Source organism: Microbacterium sp. KR10-403 (assembly GCF_040196215.1).
Classification (GTDB): domain Bacteria; phylum Actinomycetota; class Actinomycetes; order Actinomycetales; family Microbacteriaceae; genus Microbacterium.
In genome coordinates this window covers 276528-295919 of the sequence record NZ_JBEGDC010000004.1, presented here as the reverse complement: position 1 = coordinate 295919, position 19392 = coordinate 276528, and the positions used below count along the sequence as shown (strand labels likewise).

The 19392-nt window shown below is 69.9% G+C and carries 20 protein-coding genes; 12 read left to right on the top strand and 8 right to left on the bottom strand.

Annotated elements, in window-relative coordinates:
• Positions 1–22 precede the first annotated feature (22 nt).
• Genes ABMQ42_RS10660 through aroQ form a run of 5 tightly spaced genes read left to right on the top strand, consistent with a single transcriptional unit; the run spans position 23 to position 4915 of the window.
• Positions 23–892, top strand: a complete 870-nt coding sequence (locus ABMQ42_RS10660) for a branched-chain amino acid ABC transporter permease (RefSeq protein ID WP_349722966.1) — start codon at positions 23–25, stop codon at positions 890–892.
• On the top strand, positions 889–2748 hold the full coding sequence (locus ABMQ42_RS10655; protein WP_349722965.1) for a branched-chain amino acid ABC transporter ATP-binding protein/permease: 1860 nt from the start codon (positions 889–891) through the stop codon (positions 2746–2748). The genes ABMQ42_RS10660 and ABMQ42_RS10655 overlap by 4 nt, the downstream gene beginning before the upstream one ends.
• On the top strand, positions 2745–3509 hold the full coding sequence (locus ABMQ42_RS10650; RefSeq protein ID WP_349722964.1) for an ABC transporter ATP-binding protein: 765 nt from the start codon (positions 2745–2747) through the stop codon (positions 3507–3509). The genes ABMQ42_RS10655 and ABMQ42_RS10650 overlap by 4 nt, the downstream gene beginning before the upstream one ends.
• A 14-nt stretch (positions 3510–3523) precedes the next feature.
• Positions 3524–4441 carry a shikimate dehydrogenase gene (locus ABMQ42_RS10645; protein WP_349722963.1) on the top strand — a complete coding sequence of 306 codons (918 nt, stop codon included), beginning with the start codon at positions 3524–3526 and terminating at the stop codon, positions 4439–4441.
• A 36-nt stretch (positions 4442–4477) separates the two neighbouring features.
• Positions 4478–4915, top strand: coding sequence for a type II 3-dehydroquinate dehydratase (aroQ, locus tag ABMQ42_RS10640; RefSeq protein ID WP_349722962.1), 438 nt, complete (start codon positions 4478–4480; stop codon positions 4913–4915).
• A 5-nt stretch (positions 4916–4920) separates the two neighbouring features.
• Here aroQ and ABMQ42_RS10635 read toward each other — a convergent pair whose 3' ends face one another.
• Genes ABMQ42_RS10635 through ABMQ42_RS10620 form a run of 4 tightly spaced genes read right to left on the bottom strand, consistent with a single transcriptional unit; the run spans position 4921 to position 8907 of the window.
• Positions 4921–5949, bottom strand: a complete 1029-nt coding sequence (locus ABMQ42_RS10635; RefSeq protein WP_349722961.1) for a Gfo/Idh/MocA family protein — start codon at positions 5947–5949, stop codon at positions 4921–4923.
• A complete protein-coding gene (locus ABMQ42_RS10630) occupies positions 5946–7568 on the bottom strand; it encodes an FAD-dependent oxidoreductase (protein ID WP_349722960.1) in 1623 nt (540 codons plus the stop codon). Before ABMQ42_RS10630 ends, ABMQ42_RS10635 begins: the two co-directional genes overlap by 4 nt.
• Entirely contained in the window at positions 7565–8617 is a 1053-nt protein-coding gene (locus tag ABMQ42_RS10625; RefSeq protein WP_349722959.1) for an alcohol dehydrogenase catalytic domain-containing protein, read from the bottom strand. Before ABMQ42_RS10625 ends, ABMQ42_RS10630 begins: the two co-directional genes overlap by 4 nt.
• Positions 8614–8907: a YciI family protein gene (locus ABMQ42_RS10620; RefSeq protein ID WP_349722958.1), complete on the bottom strand. Its 294-nt coding sequence runs from the start codon at positions 8905–8907 to the stop codon at positions 8614–8616. The genes ABMQ42_RS10625 and ABMQ42_RS10620 overlap by 4 nt, the downstream gene beginning before the upstream one ends.
• A 162-nt stretch (positions 8908–9069) precedes the next feature.
• On the opposite strand from ABMQ42_RS10620, the gene ABMQ42_RS10615 reads away from it, so the two are divergent.
• Positions 9070–9801 (top strand): SDR family NAD(P)-dependent oxidoreductase, encoded by a 732-nt coding sequence (locus tag ABMQ42_RS10615; protein ID WP_349722957.1) that lies wholly within the window; start codon positions 9070–9072, stop codon positions 9799–9801.
• 40 nt (positions 9802–9841) lie between these two features.
• Here the strand turns inward: ABMQ42_RS10615 and ABMQ42_RS10610 are convergent, their stop codons facing one another.
• From ABMQ42_RS10610 to ABMQ42_RS10595, 4 genes are read right to left on the bottom strand one after another with little or no spacing between them, the layout of a single operon-like run.
• Positions 9842–10756, bottom strand: a complete 915-nt coding sequence (locus tag ABMQ42_RS10610; protein WP_349722956.1) for a LysR family transcriptional regulator — start codon at positions 10754–10756, stop codon at positions 9842–9844.
• A 7-nt stretch (positions 10757–10763) separates the two neighbouring features.
• On the bottom strand, positions 10764–12473 hold the full coding sequence (locus tag ABMQ42_RS10605; RefSeq protein WP_349722955.1) for an FAD-dependent oxidoreductase: 1710 nt from the start codon (positions 12471–12473) through the stop codon (positions 10764–10766).
• On the bottom strand, positions 12466–13308 hold the full coding sequence (locus tag ABMQ42_RS10600) for a sugar phosphate isomerase/epimerase family protein (protein ID WP_349722954.1): 843 nt from the start codon (positions 13306–13308) through the stop codon (positions 12466–12468). Before ABMQ42_RS10600 ends, ABMQ42_RS10605 begins: the two co-directional genes overlap by 8 nt.
• The gene (locus tag ABMQ42_RS10595; protein ID WP_349722953.1) at positions 13308–15038 is read right to left on the bottom strand and encodes an FAD-dependent oxidoreductase; all 1731 of its coding nucleotides are present in this window, start codon (positions 15036–15038) and stop codon (positions 13308–13310) included. Before ABMQ42_RS10595 ends, ABMQ42_RS10600 begins: the two co-directional genes overlap by 1 nt.
• 234 nt (positions 15039–15272) lie before the next feature.
• On the opposite strand from ABMQ42_RS10595, the gene ABMQ42_RS10590 reads away from it, so the two are divergent.
• Genes ABMQ42_RS10590 through ABMQ42_RS10565 form a run of 6 tightly spaced genes read left to right on the top strand, consistent with a single transcriptional unit; the run spans position 15273 to position 19376 of the window.
• Positions 15273–16025 (top strand): 3-oxoacid CoA-transferase subunit A, encoded by a 753-nt coding sequence (locus ABMQ42_RS10590; RefSeq protein ID WP_349722952.1) that lies wholly within the window; start codon positions 15273–15275, stop codon positions 16023–16025.
• Positions 16022–16696, top strand: coding sequence for a 3-oxoacid CoA-transferase subunit B (locus ABMQ42_RS10585; protein ID WP_349722951.1), 675 nt, complete (start codon positions 16022–16024; stop codon positions 16694–16696). The genes ABMQ42_RS10590 and ABMQ42_RS10585 overlap by 4 nt, the downstream gene beginning before the upstream one ends.
• A gap of 2 nt (positions 16697–16698) precedes the next feature.
• Entirely contained in the window at positions 16699–17874 is a 1176-nt protein-coding gene (locus ABMQ42_RS10580; RefSeq protein ID WP_349722950.1) for a thiolase family protein, read from the top strand.
• A 40-nt stretch (positions 17875–17914) separates the two neighbouring features.
• Positions 17915–18211, top strand: a complete 297-nt coding sequence (locus ABMQ42_RS10575; RefSeq protein ID WP_349722949.1) for a type II toxin-antitoxin system VapB family antitoxin — start codon at positions 17915–17917, stop codon at positions 18209–18211.
• Complete coding sequence (locus ABMQ42_RS10570) at positions 18208–18612, top strand: type II toxin-antitoxin system VapC family toxin (protein ID WP_349722948.1); 405 nt, start codon at positions 18208–18210, stop codon at positions 18610–18612. Before ABMQ42_RS10575 ends, ABMQ42_RS10570 begins: the two co-directional genes overlap by 4 nt.
• Entirely contained in the window at positions 18609–19376 is a 768-nt protein-coding gene (locus tag ABMQ42_RS10565) for an IclR family transcriptional regulator domain-containing protein (protein WP_349722947.1), read from the top strand. Before ABMQ42_RS10570 ends, ABMQ42_RS10565 begins: the two co-directional genes overlap by 4 nt.
• Positions 19377–19392 lie beyond the last annotated feature (16 nt).

Sequence of the window (19392 nt, the reverse complement as noted above, 5' to 3'; positions counted from 1 at the left end):
GCGGGGAACCCGGGAGGTCACCATGCAGTTCGTACTGCAGACACTCGTCGGGGGCATCGGGCTCGGCGCCATCTATGTGCTGGTGGCGCTCGGCTTCTCCCTCGTCTACCGCACGATGGGCCTGGTCAACTTCGCCCACGGCGACATCCTCATGGTCGGCGCCTACCTCGCCGCGACGTTCTTCATCTCCGCGAAGATCCCGTTCTGGGTCGCGATGATCATCGCGATCGTCGCGACGGCCGTCATCGGCCTCGTCATCGAGCGGATCCTGCGACCGCTCGAGAACAAGGACTTCGATCTGATGCTCATCGGCACCATCGGATTCGGGATCATGCTCGAAGGCGTCGCGATCCTCATCTGGGGGACGACCGGTGAAGCGGTCCCCACCCCCATCGGCGGCGCACCCTTCGAGCTGTTCGGCATCTTCATCAAGCGCTACGAGCTCGTCGTCGTCATCGTCGCGGCGCTCGCCTCGCTGGTGCTGTGGCTGTTCCTCGACCGCACGAAGCAGGGCATCGCGATGCAGGCGGTGGCCATCAATCACGAGGAGGCCACCTCCCTCGGCATCAACGTCGGCCGCAGCAACGCGATAGCGTTCGCCATCGGCTCCGGCCTGGCCGCGCTCGCCGGCGGGCTGGCGGGACCCATCCTCTACGTGAGTCCGACCTTCGGCTCGAGTCTCGGGATCATGGGCTTCTCGGCCGCGATCCTCGGCGGCTTCGGCAACATCAAGGGCGCGATCGTGGGCGGCCTGCTCTTCGGCGTCCTCTACGCATTCGCATCCGGTCTGTCGCAAGGCTATGCAGATCTCGTGGCGTTCGTCGCGTTCGCATTGATCGTGATCATCCGTCCCACGGGGATCTTCGGAGAGAGCACGGTGAACCGCGCATGATTCTCAAGAAAGCGGCGACGCTCGGCATCCCGCTCGTCGTCCTCTTCGTCCTCGCACTCGTCTTCCCCTACCTGGTCGACCCGTACACGATCCACGTCAGCAACGTCGCCATGCTGTTCGGCCTGCTGGCCATCGGACTGTTCCTGTCGATGGGCATCGCCGGGCAGTTCGACCTCGCCCAGGTGGCGTTCCTCGGCGTCGGCGCCTATACGTCGGCGGTCCTGACGCTGCATGCCGGCTGGAACTTCTGGCCGGCGGCCCTGGCGGGCGTCGTGGTCTCGATCCTCGTGTCGCTCCTGGTGGGCATCCCGGCGCTGCGGGTGCAATCGCACTATCTCGCGATCGTCACCCTGGGGCTGTCGCTCGCGTTCACGAGTCTGATCGTGAACCTCCCGATCACGGGTCAGGCCGAAGGGCTCAGCGGCATCCCCGCACCGGTGTTCTTCGGCATCGACCTCGCCGACGACTACCTGTTCTACTACTTCGGTCTCGCGCTGCTCATCCTCGGCATCGCCTTCGCGGCGTTCATCGTCCACACCCGACTCGGTCGGCGCATGCGGGCGATGCGCGACGACTTCCTCGCGGCAGCGGCGATGGGCACACGCGTTCCCGTGCTGCGGATGATCGCGTTCGCCTTCGGCGGGCTGTACGGCGGCGTCGCCGGTGCGGCGTATGCGGGTCTGATCCGATTCATCGCGCCCGAGTCGTTCAGCCTCGCGAACATGTTCCTGCTGCTGGCGATGGTGATCATCGGCGGGCGGCACAGCCTGCCCGGTGTCGTGATCGGTGCGGTCGGACTCATCTTCGTCAGGTCATGGCTCGCCGACTTCTCGATCTACGCGCAGCTCGGCTACGGCGCCCTGGTCGTCATCTTCGTCGTGTTCCTGCCGACGGGCATCGCCGGGATCCCGGCGCGGCTCGTGCAGATCTGGCGGAGCAGGCGCATCAAGGAGTCCGCCGGCGGAATGGCGGTCGCGCCCTACGAGGCCTTCGCCGTCGACCTGCCGGGCGCCGTGCTCTCACCGGCCGAAGATGCGCCGGTCGTCCTGCAGGCCACCGACGTCGTCAAGTCGTTCAAGGGCCTGAAGGCTCTCGCGGGTGTGTCCCTGACGGTGCGAGAGGGTGAGATCCGCGGGCTCGTGGGTCCGAACGGGTCGGGAAAGACGACCCTGTTCAACGTGCTCAGCGGCATCCACCCGCCGACGTCGGGATCCGTGGAGATCTTCGGGGAGCGGTCCACGACGACCCCCTCGTACCGGCTCTCGCTCCGGGGAGTCGCCCGCACATTCCAGAACCTGCGACTGTTCCCGCTGATGTCCGTGCGCGAGAACGTCATGATGGGCGTGGACCGCACCAAGAGCAGGTGGAGCTGGCGATACATCGTCCGTCCGCTGTCGGTGGTGCGGGCCGATGCCCGGATGCGGCAGGAAGCCGACGAGATCCTGGAACGCTACGGGCTGCTGACCCTCGCGGAGGCGAAGCCGTCAGAGCTGTCGTACGGCGCGCAGCGCCGGGTGGAGATCGCCAGGGCGATGGCGACCAGGCCCCGCCTGCTCCTGCTGGACGAGCCCGCCGCCGGACTCAACGGCGACGAGGTCAATCAGCTCAAGGCGATCGTCAACGACATCCGCGCGACGGGTGTGACGGTGATCATCATCGAGCACAACATGGGCCTGGTCATGTCGATGTGCGATCGGGTCACCGTGCTCTCCACGGGCAGGGTCATCGCCGACGGCCTGCCCGAAGAGGTGGGCCAGTCTCCCGAGGTCATCGAGGCCTACCTCGGCGACGACGCGAAGCTGGAGAAGGAGATGCTCGACGCCAGCGGCGAGCAGACGGAAGGAACGGTGCGATGAGTGACGCATTCACAGCTGCGCATCGGCTGACATCGACCTCGGGCCACGCCCCGGCGAAGCTCGTCGTGGAGGGGCTGCAGGTGAACTACGGCGGTGTCGCCGCGGTGCGGGGCGTGAGCTTCGCCGTCGACATCGGGCAGGCGGTCGGGATCATCGGCGCGAACGGCGCGGGCAAGACGTCGACGCTGAAGGCGGTCCTCGGGCTGGTCGGGCGGCGCTCCGACAGGCTCGCCTACGGGTCGACGGACCTCGCCCGGGTGCACGCGCGGAAGATCGTCCGTGAAGGCATCGGCTACGTGCCGGAGGGGCGCCATGTCTTCGGTGGGCTCAGCGTCGAGAAGAACCTGCTGCTGGGGGCCTACATCCAGCGCTGGAACGCCGAGACGCGTGCGCAGCTCGCGGAGATCTATGAGATCTTCCCCGTGCTCGGCGAGATGCGCTCGCGGCTCGCCGGAGCGCTGTCGGGCGGGCAGCAGCAGATGCTCGCCATCGGCCGCGCGCTGATGTCGAAGCCGCAGCTGCTCGTGCTCGACGAGCCCTCGATGGGACTCTCGCCGAAACTCGTCGACGAGGTCCTGGCCGTCGTGCAGCGGCTGAACGGCGCAGGCATGGGGATCCTCCTGGTCGAGCAGAACGCGAAGCTGACGTTCGAGGCGACGACGTACTGCTACGTCATGGAGAACGGGCGCATCGAGATCGAGGGCTCCGCCGATGATCTGCGGGTCGACCCCCGCGTCCGCAAGATCTACCTGGGCATCTGAACGGAGCGGCGCGAATGGGACGGACGATGGCGGCGGAGCCGGAGGCGGAGCATCGGCACGGGCGATTCCTCGTCGGGCTCATCGGGCGGGGGATAGGACCCTCGCTCTCGCCCCCGCTGCACACGGCGGAAGCGCGGGCGCTCGGCTTCGAGTACGAGTATCGTCTCCACGACCTCGACGCGCTCGGCCTGCCGGCGGAGAGCGTCGGGGACGTGCTCGACGACCTCCGCGCCGCCGGGTACTCGGCCGTGAACATCACCTATCCGTGCAAACAGCTCGTGATGGCGCATCTCGATGAGATCGATCCGGACGCCGCACGACTGGGCGCCGTGAACCTCGTCGTGATCCGGGACGGCCGGTACATCGGCTACAACACCGACTGGGTGGGCTTCCGCGACGGCGTGATGGACGGCCTCTCCGGCCGCTCCGTCGATGACGTCGTGCAGTACGGGGGCGGTGGTGCCGGGTCGGCGTCCGCGTATGCGCTGCTGTCCTCAGGCACACGCCACCTCACACTGGTCGACATCGAGCCCCAGCGGGTCGAAGACCTCGCCGAACGGCTGCGCGGGTCGTTCCCCGACCGTCGCGTCGAGACCGCGGGTGCCGACGCCGCGGCGGCGTTCCTCGCCGCCGCGGACGGTGCGGTCAACGCGACGCCCGTCGGCATGGCCGCCCACCCCGGGACGCCGTTCGATGTCGCGGACCTCGCCGACACGGCGTGGGTCGCCGACGTCGTCTACTTCCCGATCGACACGGAGCTCCTCGTCGCGGCACGCGCCCGCGGCCTGACGACGCTGGACGGCGGACGCATGAACGTCGGCCAGGCGGTGGCGGGGATGCACCTGATCACCGGGGTCCGTCCCGATCCCCGCCGGATGCGCGCGCACTTCCTCGAGCTCGTCGAGGCGCGTGCCCACTCCGCGGCGCAGTGACCACTCCTCACCACGACGATCGACAGGGAGACGACGATGACACGGATCATGGTGCTGAACGGCCCGAACCTCAATCTGCTGGGACTGCGCGAGCCCCATCTGTACGGGACGGACACGCTCGACGATGTGCAGCGCCTGTGCACCTCGGTCGCCGGTGAACTCGGCGTCGAGATCGAGTTCCATCAGAGCAACCATGAGGGCGAGATCGTCGACCTCATCCAGCGCGCCCGCACCGAGGCGGACGGCATCGTGCTGAACCCGGCGGGGTTCACCTCGACCTCGATCGCGATCCTCGACGCGCTGCTGGCGGCAGAACGGCCCGTGGTGGAGGTGCACGTCACCAACATCCACCGGCGCGAGGAGTTCCGTCACCACTCGTACGTCTCGAAGGCGGCGACGGCCGTCATCATGGGCGCGGGCATCCAGGGGTACGAGTTCGCGCTCCGTCACCTCGCCGCGCTGACGGGCTCCTGACTCCGTCAGACCGCGACGACGCTCCCCGTCTGGGCGGAGGCGGTCACAGCCTCGACGATCTCGAGGTCCCTGGCGCCCTCGCGTGCATCGACGAGCGGCGCAGCCAGGCCGGCCGCCACCTCCCCCAGGTGCCGCAACTGCACGACGTAGGGGTCCTCGAAGACGACCTGCTCCCGATCGGCGTGCTGCGGCGTCGTCCACTCCGCGGGCCCGTCATGCTCCCAGACGTGGAGATCGGGCAGTGTCAGAGCGGCCCTCTCGCCGCCGATCCGGTGCGAATCGACATCGTGCACAGGGAAGCGTGGGGAGTCGCCCGCCGTCAGGTCCCAGCTCCACGGTCCGGTCGCGGCGTCCGAGACGACGAGACCGGCCAGCGCCCCTTCCGCGAACGAGAGCGCGATGGCGCCCGTGTCTTCGACGTCGAAGCCCCGTGTCGCCGACGACGCGAGGGCCGAGACCTGCGAGATCTCGCCGACGAGGTGCCGGAGGAGGTCCACCTCGTGGATGAGGTTGATGAGGAACGGACCGCCGGTGCCGTGCTCCCGGCGCCATGCGACGTCGAAGTAGTCGGAGGGCTTGCGCAGGAATGCCGTCGCACTGACGGCCACGATGCGGCCGAGACGCCCGGACGCGATCATCTCCTTCGCCCGCCGGACGACCGGATGATGGCGACGGTGGTGGCCCACGAGCACCGGGACACCTCGTGCCTCCGACGCCGCCACGAGCGCCTGTGCTTCGGCCGATGTCGTCGCGATGGGCTTCTCCACGAGGGTGGGGATGCCGGCGGCGACGGCATCCAGCGCCATCGGGACGTGCAGGTCGTTCGGCGTCGCGATGATGACGGCGTCCACCCCGCCCGTGGCGAGCAGCTCGTGGTGATCGCGATACACCGGTGCACCGAACTCTTCGGCGAGGGCTGCTCCGGACGGGAACGGGTCGGCCACGCCGGCCAGCTCGAACCCGGGCGTGCTCGCGATCGCCTGCGCGTGTGTGCGCCCGATGACCCCGGCGCCGATCAGTCCGATGCGCGTCATGACGCCGCCCGGTCGGCGGCGGCCGCGGCACCGGCGAGGAAGGCGCGGGTGATCGCGGAGCCGATCGTCGCACCTCCGCCGGGGTAGTTGTTCCGGAAGACCCCCGCGCTGGCGTTGCCGGCCGCGTAGAGGCCGCCGATCGGCGCGTCGTCCCACCCGAGCACACGGCCTTCGTCGTCGGTGCGCAGGCCTCCGGAGGTGCCGAGCACGCCGGGGTGCAGGGGCACGGCGGCGTACGGCGGTTCCGTCAGAGGCGCCAAGCAGGGGTTGGGGGCATGCGACGCATCGCCGAGGAACCGGTCCTCCGGCGTGCCGCCCCGTCCGAACACGGGGTCGTGGCCCTGCGCGGCATCCCCGTTGAACCGGTCGACGGTCGCCGTCAGCCCGTCGACGTCGATCCCGCACGCCGCGGCCAGCTCCTCGATCGAGTCCGCCGTGACCGCCCAGTCGGGTGCGGCACCGGGACCGGAACCGGCGATCGGATACTTCTGCGCGAACGCGTGGTCGAAGACGAGCCAGGCGGGGATGTTGCGCGGCCGGCCGGTCGCGGGATCCGTGTCGCCGAACATGCGGCACGTGTCGTGATAGGCGAGCGCCTCGTTGACGAATCGCTCACCGGCGGCGTTGACCACGATCGAACCGGGGAGGGTCATCTCGACGTTCGCCATGCGTCCCGACGGCTTGCCGTCGTAGCTCTGGGCGGGCGGCGTGATGACGGGAACACCCCAGATCGCGGTCATGTCCGCGACGGACGCGCCCGCTGCCATCGCCAGCTCCAGTCCGTCGCCCTCGTTCGACGGCGCGCTGATGGGCGTCACCGGGAAGGCGAGGAAGGCCGTGCGCAGGCGCGGGTTCCACTCGAAGCCGCCCGTCGCGACCACGACGCTGTGCGCGTGCACGGTCACATCGTCGAAGGCGACGTCCCATCCGTCATCGCGGGGCTTCAGGCCCGTCGCTCGTGCGCCGGCGATGATCGGGATGCCGCGGTCCAGTGCCGAGGCGACGAGAGCACCGACCAGGGCGCCACCCATCGTGCGCACCCCTCGGACCGTGCGGTCGGACAGGAGCCGGGGATCGGGCGCGCGCCCGTTGAGGTCGTCGCGTTCGGCCATCGACAGGGGCGGGAAGTAGGACGACGGCCGCAGCATCTGCGCGAGTCCCGGGAACGCGGAGGGGTCGAAGGCGTCGTTGTCGAGGCTGCGCCCGCCCTGCGCCGCACCCGGCCACTCACCGCGATAGTCGGGTCGTGCCAGTGGCGTCAGCCGCACACGGGTGCGGGTGACGAGGTAGTCGACGGCATCGCGCGCCGTCTGCACATAGCCGGTGATCGCCGCGTCGTCCATGACGTGGCCCGCCGAGGCCGACAGATAGGCGATCGCGCGATCCGGCGAGTCGGAGAACCCTCGCGCGCCGGCCAGCTCCGTCGCCGGCGCCCACATCACTCCGCCTCCGGCGCTCGTCGTCCCCCCGAGCAGCTCGGCCTTCTCAGCGACGCACACCGCCGCGCCGGCATCGGCGGCGCGGACGGCGGCGACGAGCCCGGCCGCGCCGGAGCCGAGCACCAGAACATCCACGGACGCGGGCAGGTGCTCCGTTCCTGTGGGGATCGGACCGGTCATTGCGCCGCACCTCCCTCCGGAGAGACGCGGATCACGATCTTCCCGGTCGGCACCGACCGGTCCGCCATCGTCCGGAACGCGGTCTCGAGCTCCTCGATCCCGAAGCGATGGGTGATCAGGGTCTCCGCCTCCTGTGGGTGACGGCCCAGCAGCGCGAGGGCATCCGGGATGAGTCCGCGGCTGTTGCGACTGCCGAAGAGCTCGATCTCCTTGTCGGTGAGGTCCTTGACCGTGATCGAGGCCTGCGCGCTGGAGATGCCGACCTGCACGATGCGGCCCGCGGGTGCGATCAGCCGGATGGCGTTCTGCAGGGAGGCGGGCGCTCCGGTCGCCTCGATGATGATGCGCGGCCCGGCGCCGCAGGTCAGCTCCGCAAGTGTCTGCTCCTGTGCGGCATCCGGGAACCGCGGGCCGACCGCGAAGGCGGCATCGGCGCCGAAGCTCTGCGCCGATGCGGCCCGTGCGGCGTCGATGTCGGCCGCGACGACGGTGACACCGAGATCGGTCAGCGCGACGGAGGCGAGGAGGCCGATGGGTCCGCACCCCAGAACGAGTGCGACGTCGCCGGGGCGGGGCTCGGCGCGCGTCACCGCCTCCATGGCGATCGATGTGGGCTCGGCCAGCGCCGCCACGTCGCTCGTCATCCCTTCTGGGACGCGGTGCAGCCGGGGAGAGGGGATGCTGAGGAACTCGGTGAGTCCTCCATCGCCGTAGCAGCCGAGCACCGAGAGGCTCGGGCAGACGTTCGCGTGGCCGGTGCGGCATGCGGGGCATGCGCCGCACGACGTGAGGGGGTCGACGACGACGCGGGTGCCGGCGGGGAGATCGGCGTCGGGGTCGGGGTCCACGACGGTGCCGCAGATCTCGTGGCCCTGGACGATCGGGAGGTCGGTGGCGTAGTCGTCCTGGAAGATGTGCAGATCGGTGCCGCACAGGCTGACGGCGTCGACGCGGATGAGGCATTCACCGGTTCTCCGTTGCGGCATGGCGACGTGTTCGAACGACAGCGTCTCCTTCTCGACCGTGCGTGCGGCCAGCGCGGTGCTCATCCCTGCGCCGTTCGAGGGTCGAAGACGACCCGCCACTCGGCGATGTCGCGGCGGGCGATCAACCCGTTCGCGAAGAACGGGTCCTGGTCCATCCGCGCCTCCAGGGCGGCACGGTCGGCCTCCTCCAGGATGAGGGTCGCGCGGGGAGGATCGTCGACCAGGGGGCCGCTCATGTACAGGACTCCCTCATCGTGCAGCCGTGTGAGGAACGCGACGTGGTCGGGACGATGCACGTTGCGGCTCTCCTCGCTGTCGTCTGCGTACTGATAGATGACGACGAACGTCGACATGAGTCCTGCCTCCTGGTCTGTCTCCCCGGTCCGTCGCCTCGTCGATGAGACGCCCACTGGTGGGGGTCCTTTCCAGTATTGATCGAAACTGTGTAAACAGAACGATGAAATTGATCATTGATTCTGCTTGTTAGCATCTCAATACCGCACTACCGTGGCCGCATGTCACACGTGTCGTTTTCGTTCAGCGGGATGCATGTCGTCGTCACGGGAGGGGCGGGCGGAATCGGGCGCGCCGTGGTCCGCCTGTTCGCCGAGTCGGGCGCGGAGGTCGTGGTGTGGGATGTCGCGCCGGCGGACGACGAGCACGCGACAGCGGTGCTGCGGGTGGACGTCACCGACGAGGGCTCGGTGCACGAGGCGCTGACCGCCACGAACGAGATGATGGGACGGATCGACGTCCTGGTGTCATGCGCCGGCGTGACGGGGCCGGTCGCATCCGCCTGGGAGTACGACGTCGAGCAGTGGCGCCGCGTCGTCGACCTCGACCTGACCGGGGCGTTCGTGACGGCCAAGGCGGTCATCCCGGGAATGCGCGAGCGCGGCGCGGGGCGCGTGATCACGATCGCGTCCATCGCCGGGAAAGAGGCCACTCCGGGGATCGCCGCCTACGTCGCGGCCAAGCACGGCGTCGTGGGCATGACGAAGGTGCTGGCCCGCGAACTCGTCGGGTCGGGTGTGACGGTGAACGCGGTCGCGCCCGTCATGGTGGAGACCGACCTGTTCGCGCAGCTCACGCCGGAGTTCATCGAGAAGACCCGCGCGCTGATTCCGATGGGACGGTTCCTCCGCGCGGACGAGGTCGCCGCGACGGTCGCGTGGATCGCGAGCGATCAGTGCGCGTTCACGACCGGGGCGGTGTTCGATCTGTCGGGCGGACGCGCCGACTACTGAGGGGCGCGTACATCGTCGCCGCGGACGGGGGAGTGGGTCGTCAGCGGGGCGCCGCGTGCTGCGTCGGTGTCGGCAGGATGCGTTCGGCGAGCTCGAGCACCGCGTCGAGGGCGGCCGTGTGGTCCTCGGTCATCCACGCGATCCCGTGGTACATGTAGACCTCCTGATCGTTCAACGGGACCCAGTGGACACCGCGCGGGAGGATCGATTCGAGATCTTTTGCGACGATGCTCACGCCCATCCCGGCGGCGACGAACGTGAGCAGCATGTACGGATCCGAGATCTCCTGGACCACGCGCGGGCGGAACCCGGCGGCGGTGCAGCAGCGCATGAGGGCCTCGGCCATGGCCGACGACCCGTCGGTCGGCATGCAGAGGAAGTCGTCCTCGGCGAGTTGGCTCACGCTGATCGAGGGCTCGTGGGCGAGGGGATGGTCCTCGGGCACGACGGCGCCCATCTCCATCGCGGAGATGAGCCGCGATGAGACGACGGACTGCGATCCGACCGGGAGGCCGACGAAGGCGAGGTCGATCGTGCCGTTGCGCAGTCGCGTGACCCCCTCCCCGGTGTTCACACGACTGATGAGCTCCAGCTCGATGTCGGGGAGCTCGCGGCGGATGGCGCGCGCCAGCGCGGGCAGCGTCAGGTGGTTGAACGCGCCGGAGAACGCGATGCGCACGGTTCCGCGCACACGGCCGGATGCCGCCTGGGCCGCGGCCGTGGCCAGCGACACGTCGCGCAGCACCCGATAGGCCATCGGCAGCAGCGCGGTGCCGGCGGCCGTGAGCGACACGCTTCGCGTGTTCCGGTCGAACAGGGGGACGCCGATGCTCGTCTCGAGCCGCCGAATGGTCTGGCTCAGCGGTGACTGCGCCATGTGAAGCCGCTGCGCGGCGCGTCCGAAGTGCAGTTCCTCGGCCACGGCGACGAATGCCTCGAGCCAGCGTGCTTCCACAGTGCCCCTAACCGTCTGCGTCGTGTGCGGCGTCCAGGGCGGCGACATACCCGAAGGTCATCCCCGCACCGACCTGGCATCCAGCCCCAGGGTACTCGGCCCCCATCGGCGAATCCGCGTCATTTCCCGCAGCGTACAGTCCCGCAACGGGTTTCCCGTCGCCGTCGAGGACGCGCGCATGCACGTCGGTCTTCAAACCGAGGGCGGTGCCCAGCGGGGTCGGGACGACCGCAAGCGCATAGAACGGGCCGGTCCGGATCGGGCCCAGGTTCCCGTTCGGCTGATGCCGGGGGTCGCCGTACTGCCGGCCGAACGTCGTCGTGCCCTTGCCAAACTCTTCGTCGACGCCCGATGCAGCCGCATGGTTGGCCGTGCGCACGGTCGTCTCGAGCCCTTCCGGATCGACACCGATCCGTGCGGCGAGCTCGCGGATGGTCCGCCCGCGGTAGAGGTAACCGTCGCGGATGTACTTCGTCAGGAACGGCCGTGACGTGTGCGGGCGGATCATCCCCAGCCCGTACGCGTGCAGCGTGGCGGCGTCGAGGACCAGCCATGCGGGCACGGTCTCGTCGTCGGTGTTCGCCCGGTACATGGCCCGCACGAACCGGTCGTACGACACCGATTCGTCGACGAAGCGGCGGCCGGATCGGCCGACAGCGACGATGCCGGGCTTCGCGCGGTCCCAGATGTGCGGGAACACCATCAGCGAGCCGTCACGGCGACGTCCGATCGAGCTCGGGAACCAGAGCGCGTTGTCACCATGGTCGGGGCCGAGCACGCCGCCCGCCTGCATGCCGAGCGACAGGGTGTCGCCGGTCGCGCCTTCGGCGGCCCGCGTGAACTGGGGGGTGGGGTGGGGCAGGTGCTCCTTCCGCCATGCGGCGCTTGCCGAGAATCCGCCGCCGGCCAGCACGACGCCCCGCCGGGCCGCGATCCGCACCTCGCGGCCGTGCGAGCCGACGACGGCTCCGACCACCCGGCCGCCGTCGAGGATGAGCTCTTTCGCCGTGCTCGAGAACGACACGTGCCCGCCGTGCTGTTTCAGCGTGTGGAAGAGATGGGCGACGAGCGCGTTCCCCATCGCCAGACGCGTCCCACGCGGGTGGCTGAGGCGGTCCACGAACCAGCGGACCCCGAGGCGAAGGGCCAGCCAGGCGGCGCGCGGCGATCCGCGGAACAGCTCGAGCAGCGTGTTGACCTCGGCGCGACGGACCATGAGGGTGCCGCCGAAGAGCGCGAATTCGGGGACGGGCCAGCGCACGCGGCGGAAGTCCTCGTCGCCGAGCAGGCGCCCGTCGAACGTCTCGGGCTCGAGGGCGCGGCCGATGCCGGCGCCCTCGACCTCGGGGTGGTAGTCGACGACGGTCCGTGAGTGCCAGAAGCGCACTCCGAGGTCGTCGAAGAAGTCGATCATCTCGGGCCCGCGATCCAGGTACGCCTCGCGCAGCTCACGCGGCGCCTTGTCGCCGACGATCAGGTCGAGATACCGGAGTGCGGCGTCGTGCTCGCCGGTCTGGCCTTCGGCACGCTGGTGGCGGTGCCCCGGAATCCAGCACGTGCCCGCCGAATACGCGGTCGTTCCGCCCAGGTACTCGGTCTTCTCCAGCACGAGGACGTCGAGGCCCCGAGCCGCCGCCGTCGTCGCGGCGGACAGCCCGGCCGCACCGGACCCGAGCACGAGCAGGTCGACGGTCTTGTCCCAGTCGGTCTCAGGCATCACGATCGCCTTCCGCGTTCGACGCGGCCGCGTCCGTGCGGTCGAGGAGCTCTCGTGCGGCCCGGACGTTGCGTGCCGCGAACTCGGTCGCGGAGAGGGTCTCGCGCAGGTGCTCGTTCGGAACCTCGAGGCTCACCGGCACATCGGCGGGAACGGCCGCGAGCAGCTCGGCCAGCGGCAGCTCGCCCTCCCCGACGAGAAGCCTGTGGCGCCGCGCCTCGTAGCGCCGCGCGTCGTCATCGTCGGCGCCGAGCTCTGCCGGCGCGTCGCACAGCTGCACCACGGGGACGAGATCGGCCTCGAGCGCGGCGACGTCATCGATGCTCGATCCGCTGCGCTGGATGTGCAGAGGATCGAGCATGAGGGCCGCTCCCGCGGCGCGGGCGATGGCGGCGGCTTCGGCGACGGTGGCGACGGATTGATAGGAGATGGCCTCGAGGGCGGGGCGGATGCCGAACCCCGCGGCCTCCTCGCAGAGCCGGCCGAGCGTGTCGATCAGCCGTGAGCGATCGGGGTCGGCGCCCGCGACGGTGAACACGCTCGCAGAGAGCAGTGCGCCGGACTCGAGCGCCCCGCGCCAGTCATCCGGCGTCGTCCGTGCGGTGATCGGGAGGAACTCGATGTCACGCACGGTCACCTCGCTGTCGCGCAGGCGGGAGAGCGTCTCATGCAGCGCCGGGGAGTGCGGGTGCATGTCGGCGATCTCCTCGTCCGGAGTGACGCGGTGCACGCGCAGGCCGACGAAGTCGAGGCCGACGGCGGCGGCGACGTCGACGACTTCGGGAGGCGTCAGCGGCAGCAGCGTGAGATGTGCAATGCCGAGCTGTCTGGTCATCAGTGCCCTCCTCGGGCTGTTTCGGCGAGTTCGCGGCCTGCGACGAACCCGAAGGTGAGAGCGGGGCCGATGTTGACGCCGCCGGCGGGATAATGGCCGCCGAAGACGTTGGCCTGGTCCGCGCCGACCGCATACAGGCCGTCGACCGGCCGCCCCGCGGCATCCAGCACCCGCGCATGGTCGTCGGCGGCCAGGCCGGCGAAGGTGCCGAACGAGCCCGGCCGCACCTGGACGGCGTAGTACGGCGCCTTGCTCAGCGGCGCGAGCGAGGGATTCGGCGTGCAGCCCGGGTCGCCGCCATAGCGGTTGAAGGGTGTCGCACCGCGCCCGAAGTCATCATCGGCGCCCCTGCGTGCGGCCGCGTTGAAGCGGGCGACCTCATCGACGAGGGCATCGGGATCGATGCCGCACTTGCGCGCGAGGGCCGCCAGCGAGCGTGCTCGCACGAGGTAGCCGCTGCGCAGGTAGGGGAACAGCGGCACCGGCCTCGGCTTGGCCATGCCGAGGGGGAAGCGTCGCACGAACCGCGCGTCCCCGATCTGCCACGAGCGCACCGGCTCGCCGTCGGGCGCCGCCTCGAACATGGCGGTGACGTAGTCGAAGTAGCCGTTGGCCTCGTTGACGAACCGCCGGCCGGTGCTCACGACCCCGATGCTGCCCGGCTTGGCGCGATCCATGATGTGCGGGAAGACCCCGACACGGCCGCTGCGGTAGGGCACTAGCGACACCGGGCACCACGCGCCGGCCGAGGCGCGCTGGGTGAGGACGCCCCCGACGCTCTCGCCGAGCGAGATGCCGCTCCCGTCGGCCGTCGTCGGCGCCAGCGTCCAGTGCTCGGCTCCGGTCGGCGTGCGGGGGAATCGTTCGCTTCGCCGGGCGACGTCGTTGGGGAAGCCGCCGGCCGCGAGGACGACGCCCGCGCGGGCGGTGAACGCGCGGGTGCCCGTGGGGGTGCGGGCGACGACGCCCGTGACACGCCCGTCTTCGTCGGTCAGCAGGCGCTGGGCGGGTGACGAGACGCTCACGCGGACGCCGGCGTCCTCCGCCGACTGGAGCAGGCGCCCGATGAGCGCGGTCCCGTTGACCAGCTGCATCCCGCGCCTGTAGAGGATGAGATCGAACACGTGGAGCGCCACGCGCCACGTCGCGTGCCAGAGCCCCTTCAGATCTCCGCGTGCGGCCGCGAGGAACCCCCCGAGATCGGGGCCGGCCATGATGCCCATGCCGAGGAAGGAGGTCTCATAGAGCTGGCGGCGCAGGAGGGAGCGCACTGCCCTGCTCAGCCGCCGCGCGTTGATGGGCTTCGCCCCCGCAGAGCGGTTGCCCGTGCCGGCGTGCGGCAGGTCTCCGTAGATGTCCTTGATCTGCGATCCGGGGACGAAGCGGAGCGCCGTGCGGGTGTGGAAGAACTCGATCATCTCGGGGGCGGCACGGAGGAACGCGTCGACGCGTTCCTCGTCATAGTCGTCGCCGACGGCCGCGCGCACATACTCCTTCACGTCCTCGATCGGCTCGTCGACACCCTCGGCCTTCGCGAGCATCGACCGGGGCGCCCACAGCCACCCGCCCGACCACGCGGTCGCCCCGCCGCACACCTCGGCGGCCTCGAGCACGAGCACGGTGGCGCCGCCGTGGGCTGCGCGGACGGCCGCTGACAGCCCTCCCGCTCCGGCGCCGACGACGATGACGTCGAAGGCGTCGTCCGTTATCGGGTCCGTCAGCGTCGACATGAATTACCTCCATTGGTCCATCGCACGGCGCCGGCACACACACTATGTTGAATATAGATATAAATGCCGATCGACCGTGTTGTCTGAACGCTATATCGTCATTCCTGTCTGCGCAAGGGCGACGTTCTTCCTCTCGGCGGTGTGCGGAGGTAGAATGTCCGTAATGCGCACGAGCGTTCGCAGTACGAACATCAGTCCGGCGAGACGCACGGTGCAGCTCACTGAGGAGGACCCGTGATCGACAAGACCGTGGCGGATGTCGCATCCGCCGTGGCCGGAATCCCCGATGGCGCGACCGTCATGATCGGGGGGTTCGGCCGCGCTGGCCAGCCCGTCGAACTCATTGACGCGCTCATCGAGTCCGGTGCGAAAGACCTGACCATCGTCAACAACAACGCGGGCAACGGTGATGTCGGGCTCGCGGCGCTGCTGGCCCGCAAGCGCGTGCGCAAGATCATCTGCTCGTTCCCGCGGCAGGTCGACTCATGGGTCTTCGACGGCCTCTACCGCGCCGGCGAGATCGAGCTCGAGCTCGTTCCGCAGGGCAATCTCGCCGAGCGCATTCGCGCCGCCGGCGCCGGCATCGGGGGCTTCTACTCTCCGACGGGCGTGGGCACGCAGTTGGCCGAGGGCAAGGAGCACCGCACCATCGACGGTCGTGACTATGTGCTCGAGTACCCGATCCGCGCCGACTTCGCCCTCGTCAGCGCCCGCAAGGCCGACCGCTGGGGCAACCTCGTCTATCGCGAGACGGCCCGCAACTTCGGGCCGATCATGGCGTCGGCGGCGTCGGTCACCATCGTCCAGGTCGACGAGATCGTGCCGCTGGGTGAGCTCGACCCCGAGGCCGTGGTCACCCCCGGCATCTTCGTGGACCGCGTCGTCGCCGTGGGCGAGCGCCGCTGGCTGCAGGGCGGCGCATTCGTGGGCGGCGTCGACCTCGAAGGCAATCCCCGTGAAGACGCCGAGCAGGAGGCCGCACGATGACCACCATCTCCCGCAATGATCTCGCCGCGCGCATCGCCGCCGACATCCCCGAGGGCTCGTACGTCAACCTCGGCATCGGGGCGCCGACCCTCGTCGCGAACTACCTGCCCGACGATCAGGAGATCATCCTGCACACCGAGAACGGCATGCTGGGCATGGGCGGTGCGCCCGAGCCGGGGCGCGTCGATCCTGATCTCATCAACGCCGGCAAGCAGGCCGTCACCGCGCTCCCCGGCGCCGCCTACTTCCACCACGCCGACTCGTTCGGCATGATGCGGGGCGGGCACCTCGACGTGTGCGTGCTCGGTGCGTTCCAGGTGTCGCAGACCGGCGACCTCGCCAACTGGTCGACCGGAGCGCCCGGGGCGATCCCCGCGGTCGGCGGGGCCATGGACCTCGCGATCGGCGCGAAGAGCGTCTACGTGATGACCGACCTGCTCACCAAGAAGGGCGATTCGAAGCTCGTCGCCGCGTGCACCTATCCGCTCACCGGCGTCGGCTGCGTCACCCGCGTGTACACCGACCACGCGGTGTTCGACGTCACGCCCGACGGCTTCGCCGTCCGTGAGGCGTTCGGTGACACCACCGTCGCCGAGCTGGAGCAGCTCACCGGGCTTACCCTGATCGATGCGACGGGGGATGCCGCGGCATCCACCCCCACGAAGGAGTGATCATGACCGCAAGCTATGTCTATGACGCCGTGCGCACGCCGTTCGGCCGCGCGGGAGGAGCGCTGTCGGGCATCCGGCCCGATGACCTCGCCGCGGTCGTGATGAAGGCGATCGTCGAGCGGACGGGGGTGGATGCCGCGCAGATCGACGACGTGATCTTCGGCGACGCCAACCAGGCGGGGGAGGACAACCGCAACGTCGCGCGCATGGGGGCGCTGCTCGCGGGGTTCCCGACGAGTGTGACCGGTGTGACCGTCAACCGGCTGTGCGCGTCGTCGCTCGAGGCGGTCGTGCAGGGGTCGCGGGCGATCGAGGCCGGCGACGCTCGGTTCGTGCTCGCCGGCGGTGTCGAGTCGATGAGCCGGGCGCCGTTCATCGTCGAGAAGTCGGCGAAGCCGTGGCCCGCCACCGGCAACCAGACGATGTGGAACACCTCGATCGGCTGGCGCATGATCAACAAGGCACTGCCGGCCGAGTGGACGATCTCGAACGGGCAGTCGGCCGAGAAGGTCGCCCGGCAGGTCGGGCTCACGCGCGCGCAGCAGGACGCCTTCGCGCTGCGCTCGCATCAGCTGGCGGCCAAGGCCTGGACCGACGGCGTGTACGATCGCGAGATCGTGCAGGTGCCCGGCGCCGAGCTGGCGCGCGACGAGGGCATCCGCGACGACACGTCGCTGGAGAAGCTCGGAAAGCTGCGCGCCCTGTTCGCGAGCGATGACGCCGGGACCGTCACGGCCGGCAACTCGTCGTCGATCAACGACGGGGCCTCGGCGGTGCTGCTCGGTGCGGAGGGCGCTCTCGACGTCGAGCCGCTGGCGCGCATCACCGGGCGCGGGGCCCACGGTGTGGACCCCGACGTCTTCCCGCTGGCGCCCATCGAGGCCGCGAACAAGGCACTCGCGCGCGCCGGCCGCACCTGGGCCGACGTCGACGTCGTCGAGCTCAACGAGGCGTTCGCGTCGCAGTCGCTCGCCGACATCAAGGGCTGGCCCGACCTCGATCCCGAGAAGGTGAACATCCACGGCGGGGCGCTCGCGATCGGCCATCCGCTCGGCGCCTCCGGCGGGCGCATCGTGGGCCACGCGGCCCACGAGCTCGCGCGCCGCGGCGGTGGGGTCGCGGTCGCCGCGATCTGCATCGGCGTCGGTCAGGGCCTGGCCGTGGTGCTCGAGCGGTAGAACGGTAGAACACGCCAGTCCACCACGGTAGAATGAGCTCATGAGTCTGAACATCAAGAACGAGCGCACGCACGCGCTGGTCCGTGAGCTCGCCGAGCGCACGGGGATGAGTCAGACGAGCGCGGTGGAGGATGCCGTGCGCCGACGCCTCGCTGAGTTGGGCGCGCCGACGGGTGCAGCGCGCAGGCCGGACTTCTCGCCTGAGGAGGTGGCGCGCCGGCGGGCGGCGGTGCACAGGATCCTCGAGGAGTTCTGGGCGGACACCACCCCCGAGCAGAGAGCAAGCCTCGCCACTGCTGAGGACGATCTCTATGACGACCTCGGGCTTCCGAAGTGATCGTCGACTCGTCCGCTCTTGTGGCGTTGCTTCAGGGAGAAGGTCTCGCTCCCGTCATAGAAGAACTGCTCGTCGAGCACGAATCATCCATGTCCGCGGCCACTCTTGTCGAGGTGCGTGCCGTGGTCGGGTCGCGGCTCGGCGAGTCAGGGCTGCGTCGGCTCGACGCGGTGCTGCGGCGATTCGCGACCGAGATCGTCGCATTCGACGCCGATCAGGCCGGCGTCGCGAGCATGGCATACCGCCGCTTCGGCCGCGGCTCACGGCATCCGGCCAAGCTCAACCTTGGCGACTCGTACAGCTACGCCCTCGCCTACGTCGAGGACGAGCCCCTGCTGTACGCCGGCGACGACTTCTCGCACACCGACATCCGCTCCGCTCTCGAGGAGTACGCCGAATGACCGACCAGGCCTCGCCCGACTTCGTCCAGTCCCTCGCGCGCGGGCTGGCGGTGATCCGCGCGTTCGACGCCGACCATGCGAGCCTCTCGCTCAGCGAGGTCGCCACCCGCACCGACATTCCGCGTGCGGCGGCGCGGCGCTTCCTGCGCACGCTCGAGACGCTCGGCTACGTGCGCAGCGACGGCCGCGCGTTCTCGCTCACCCCGCACGTCCTCGAGCTGGGCTTCAGCTATCTGTCGGGGCTGTCGCTGCCCGAGGTCGTCCAGCCGCACCTCGAGCGGCTCTCGCACCGGGTCGACGAGTCGGTGTCGTCGGCGGTGCTCGACGGCACCGACATCGTCTACGTCGCCCGCGTGCACACGCGCCGCATCATGAGCGTGCGCATCACGATCGGCACCCGTTTCCCCGCGCACGCCACGAGCATGGGCCGGGTGCTGCTGGCGGGGATGGGGGATGCCGCGCGCGACGCGGCGGTCGCGGCATCCACCGATCTGCACCTCACGGAGAAGACCCTCACCGGCGCCGCCCTGGCGGCTGAGCTCGATCGCGTGCGCGCCCAGGGCTGGGCGATGGTCGATGGCGAGCTTGAGCCCGGGCTGCGTTCGGTCGCCGCGCCCGTGCACGACCGCTCGGGTGCCGTCATCGCGGCGCTGAACGTCTCGACGAGCACCACCCGGGTCAGTGAAGAGCGCGTGCGCGACGAGTACCTGCCCGCGCTGCTCGAGACGGCCGGTGCCGTCGACGCCGAGCTGCGGCTGGTGTGACCTGTTGAACATCTGT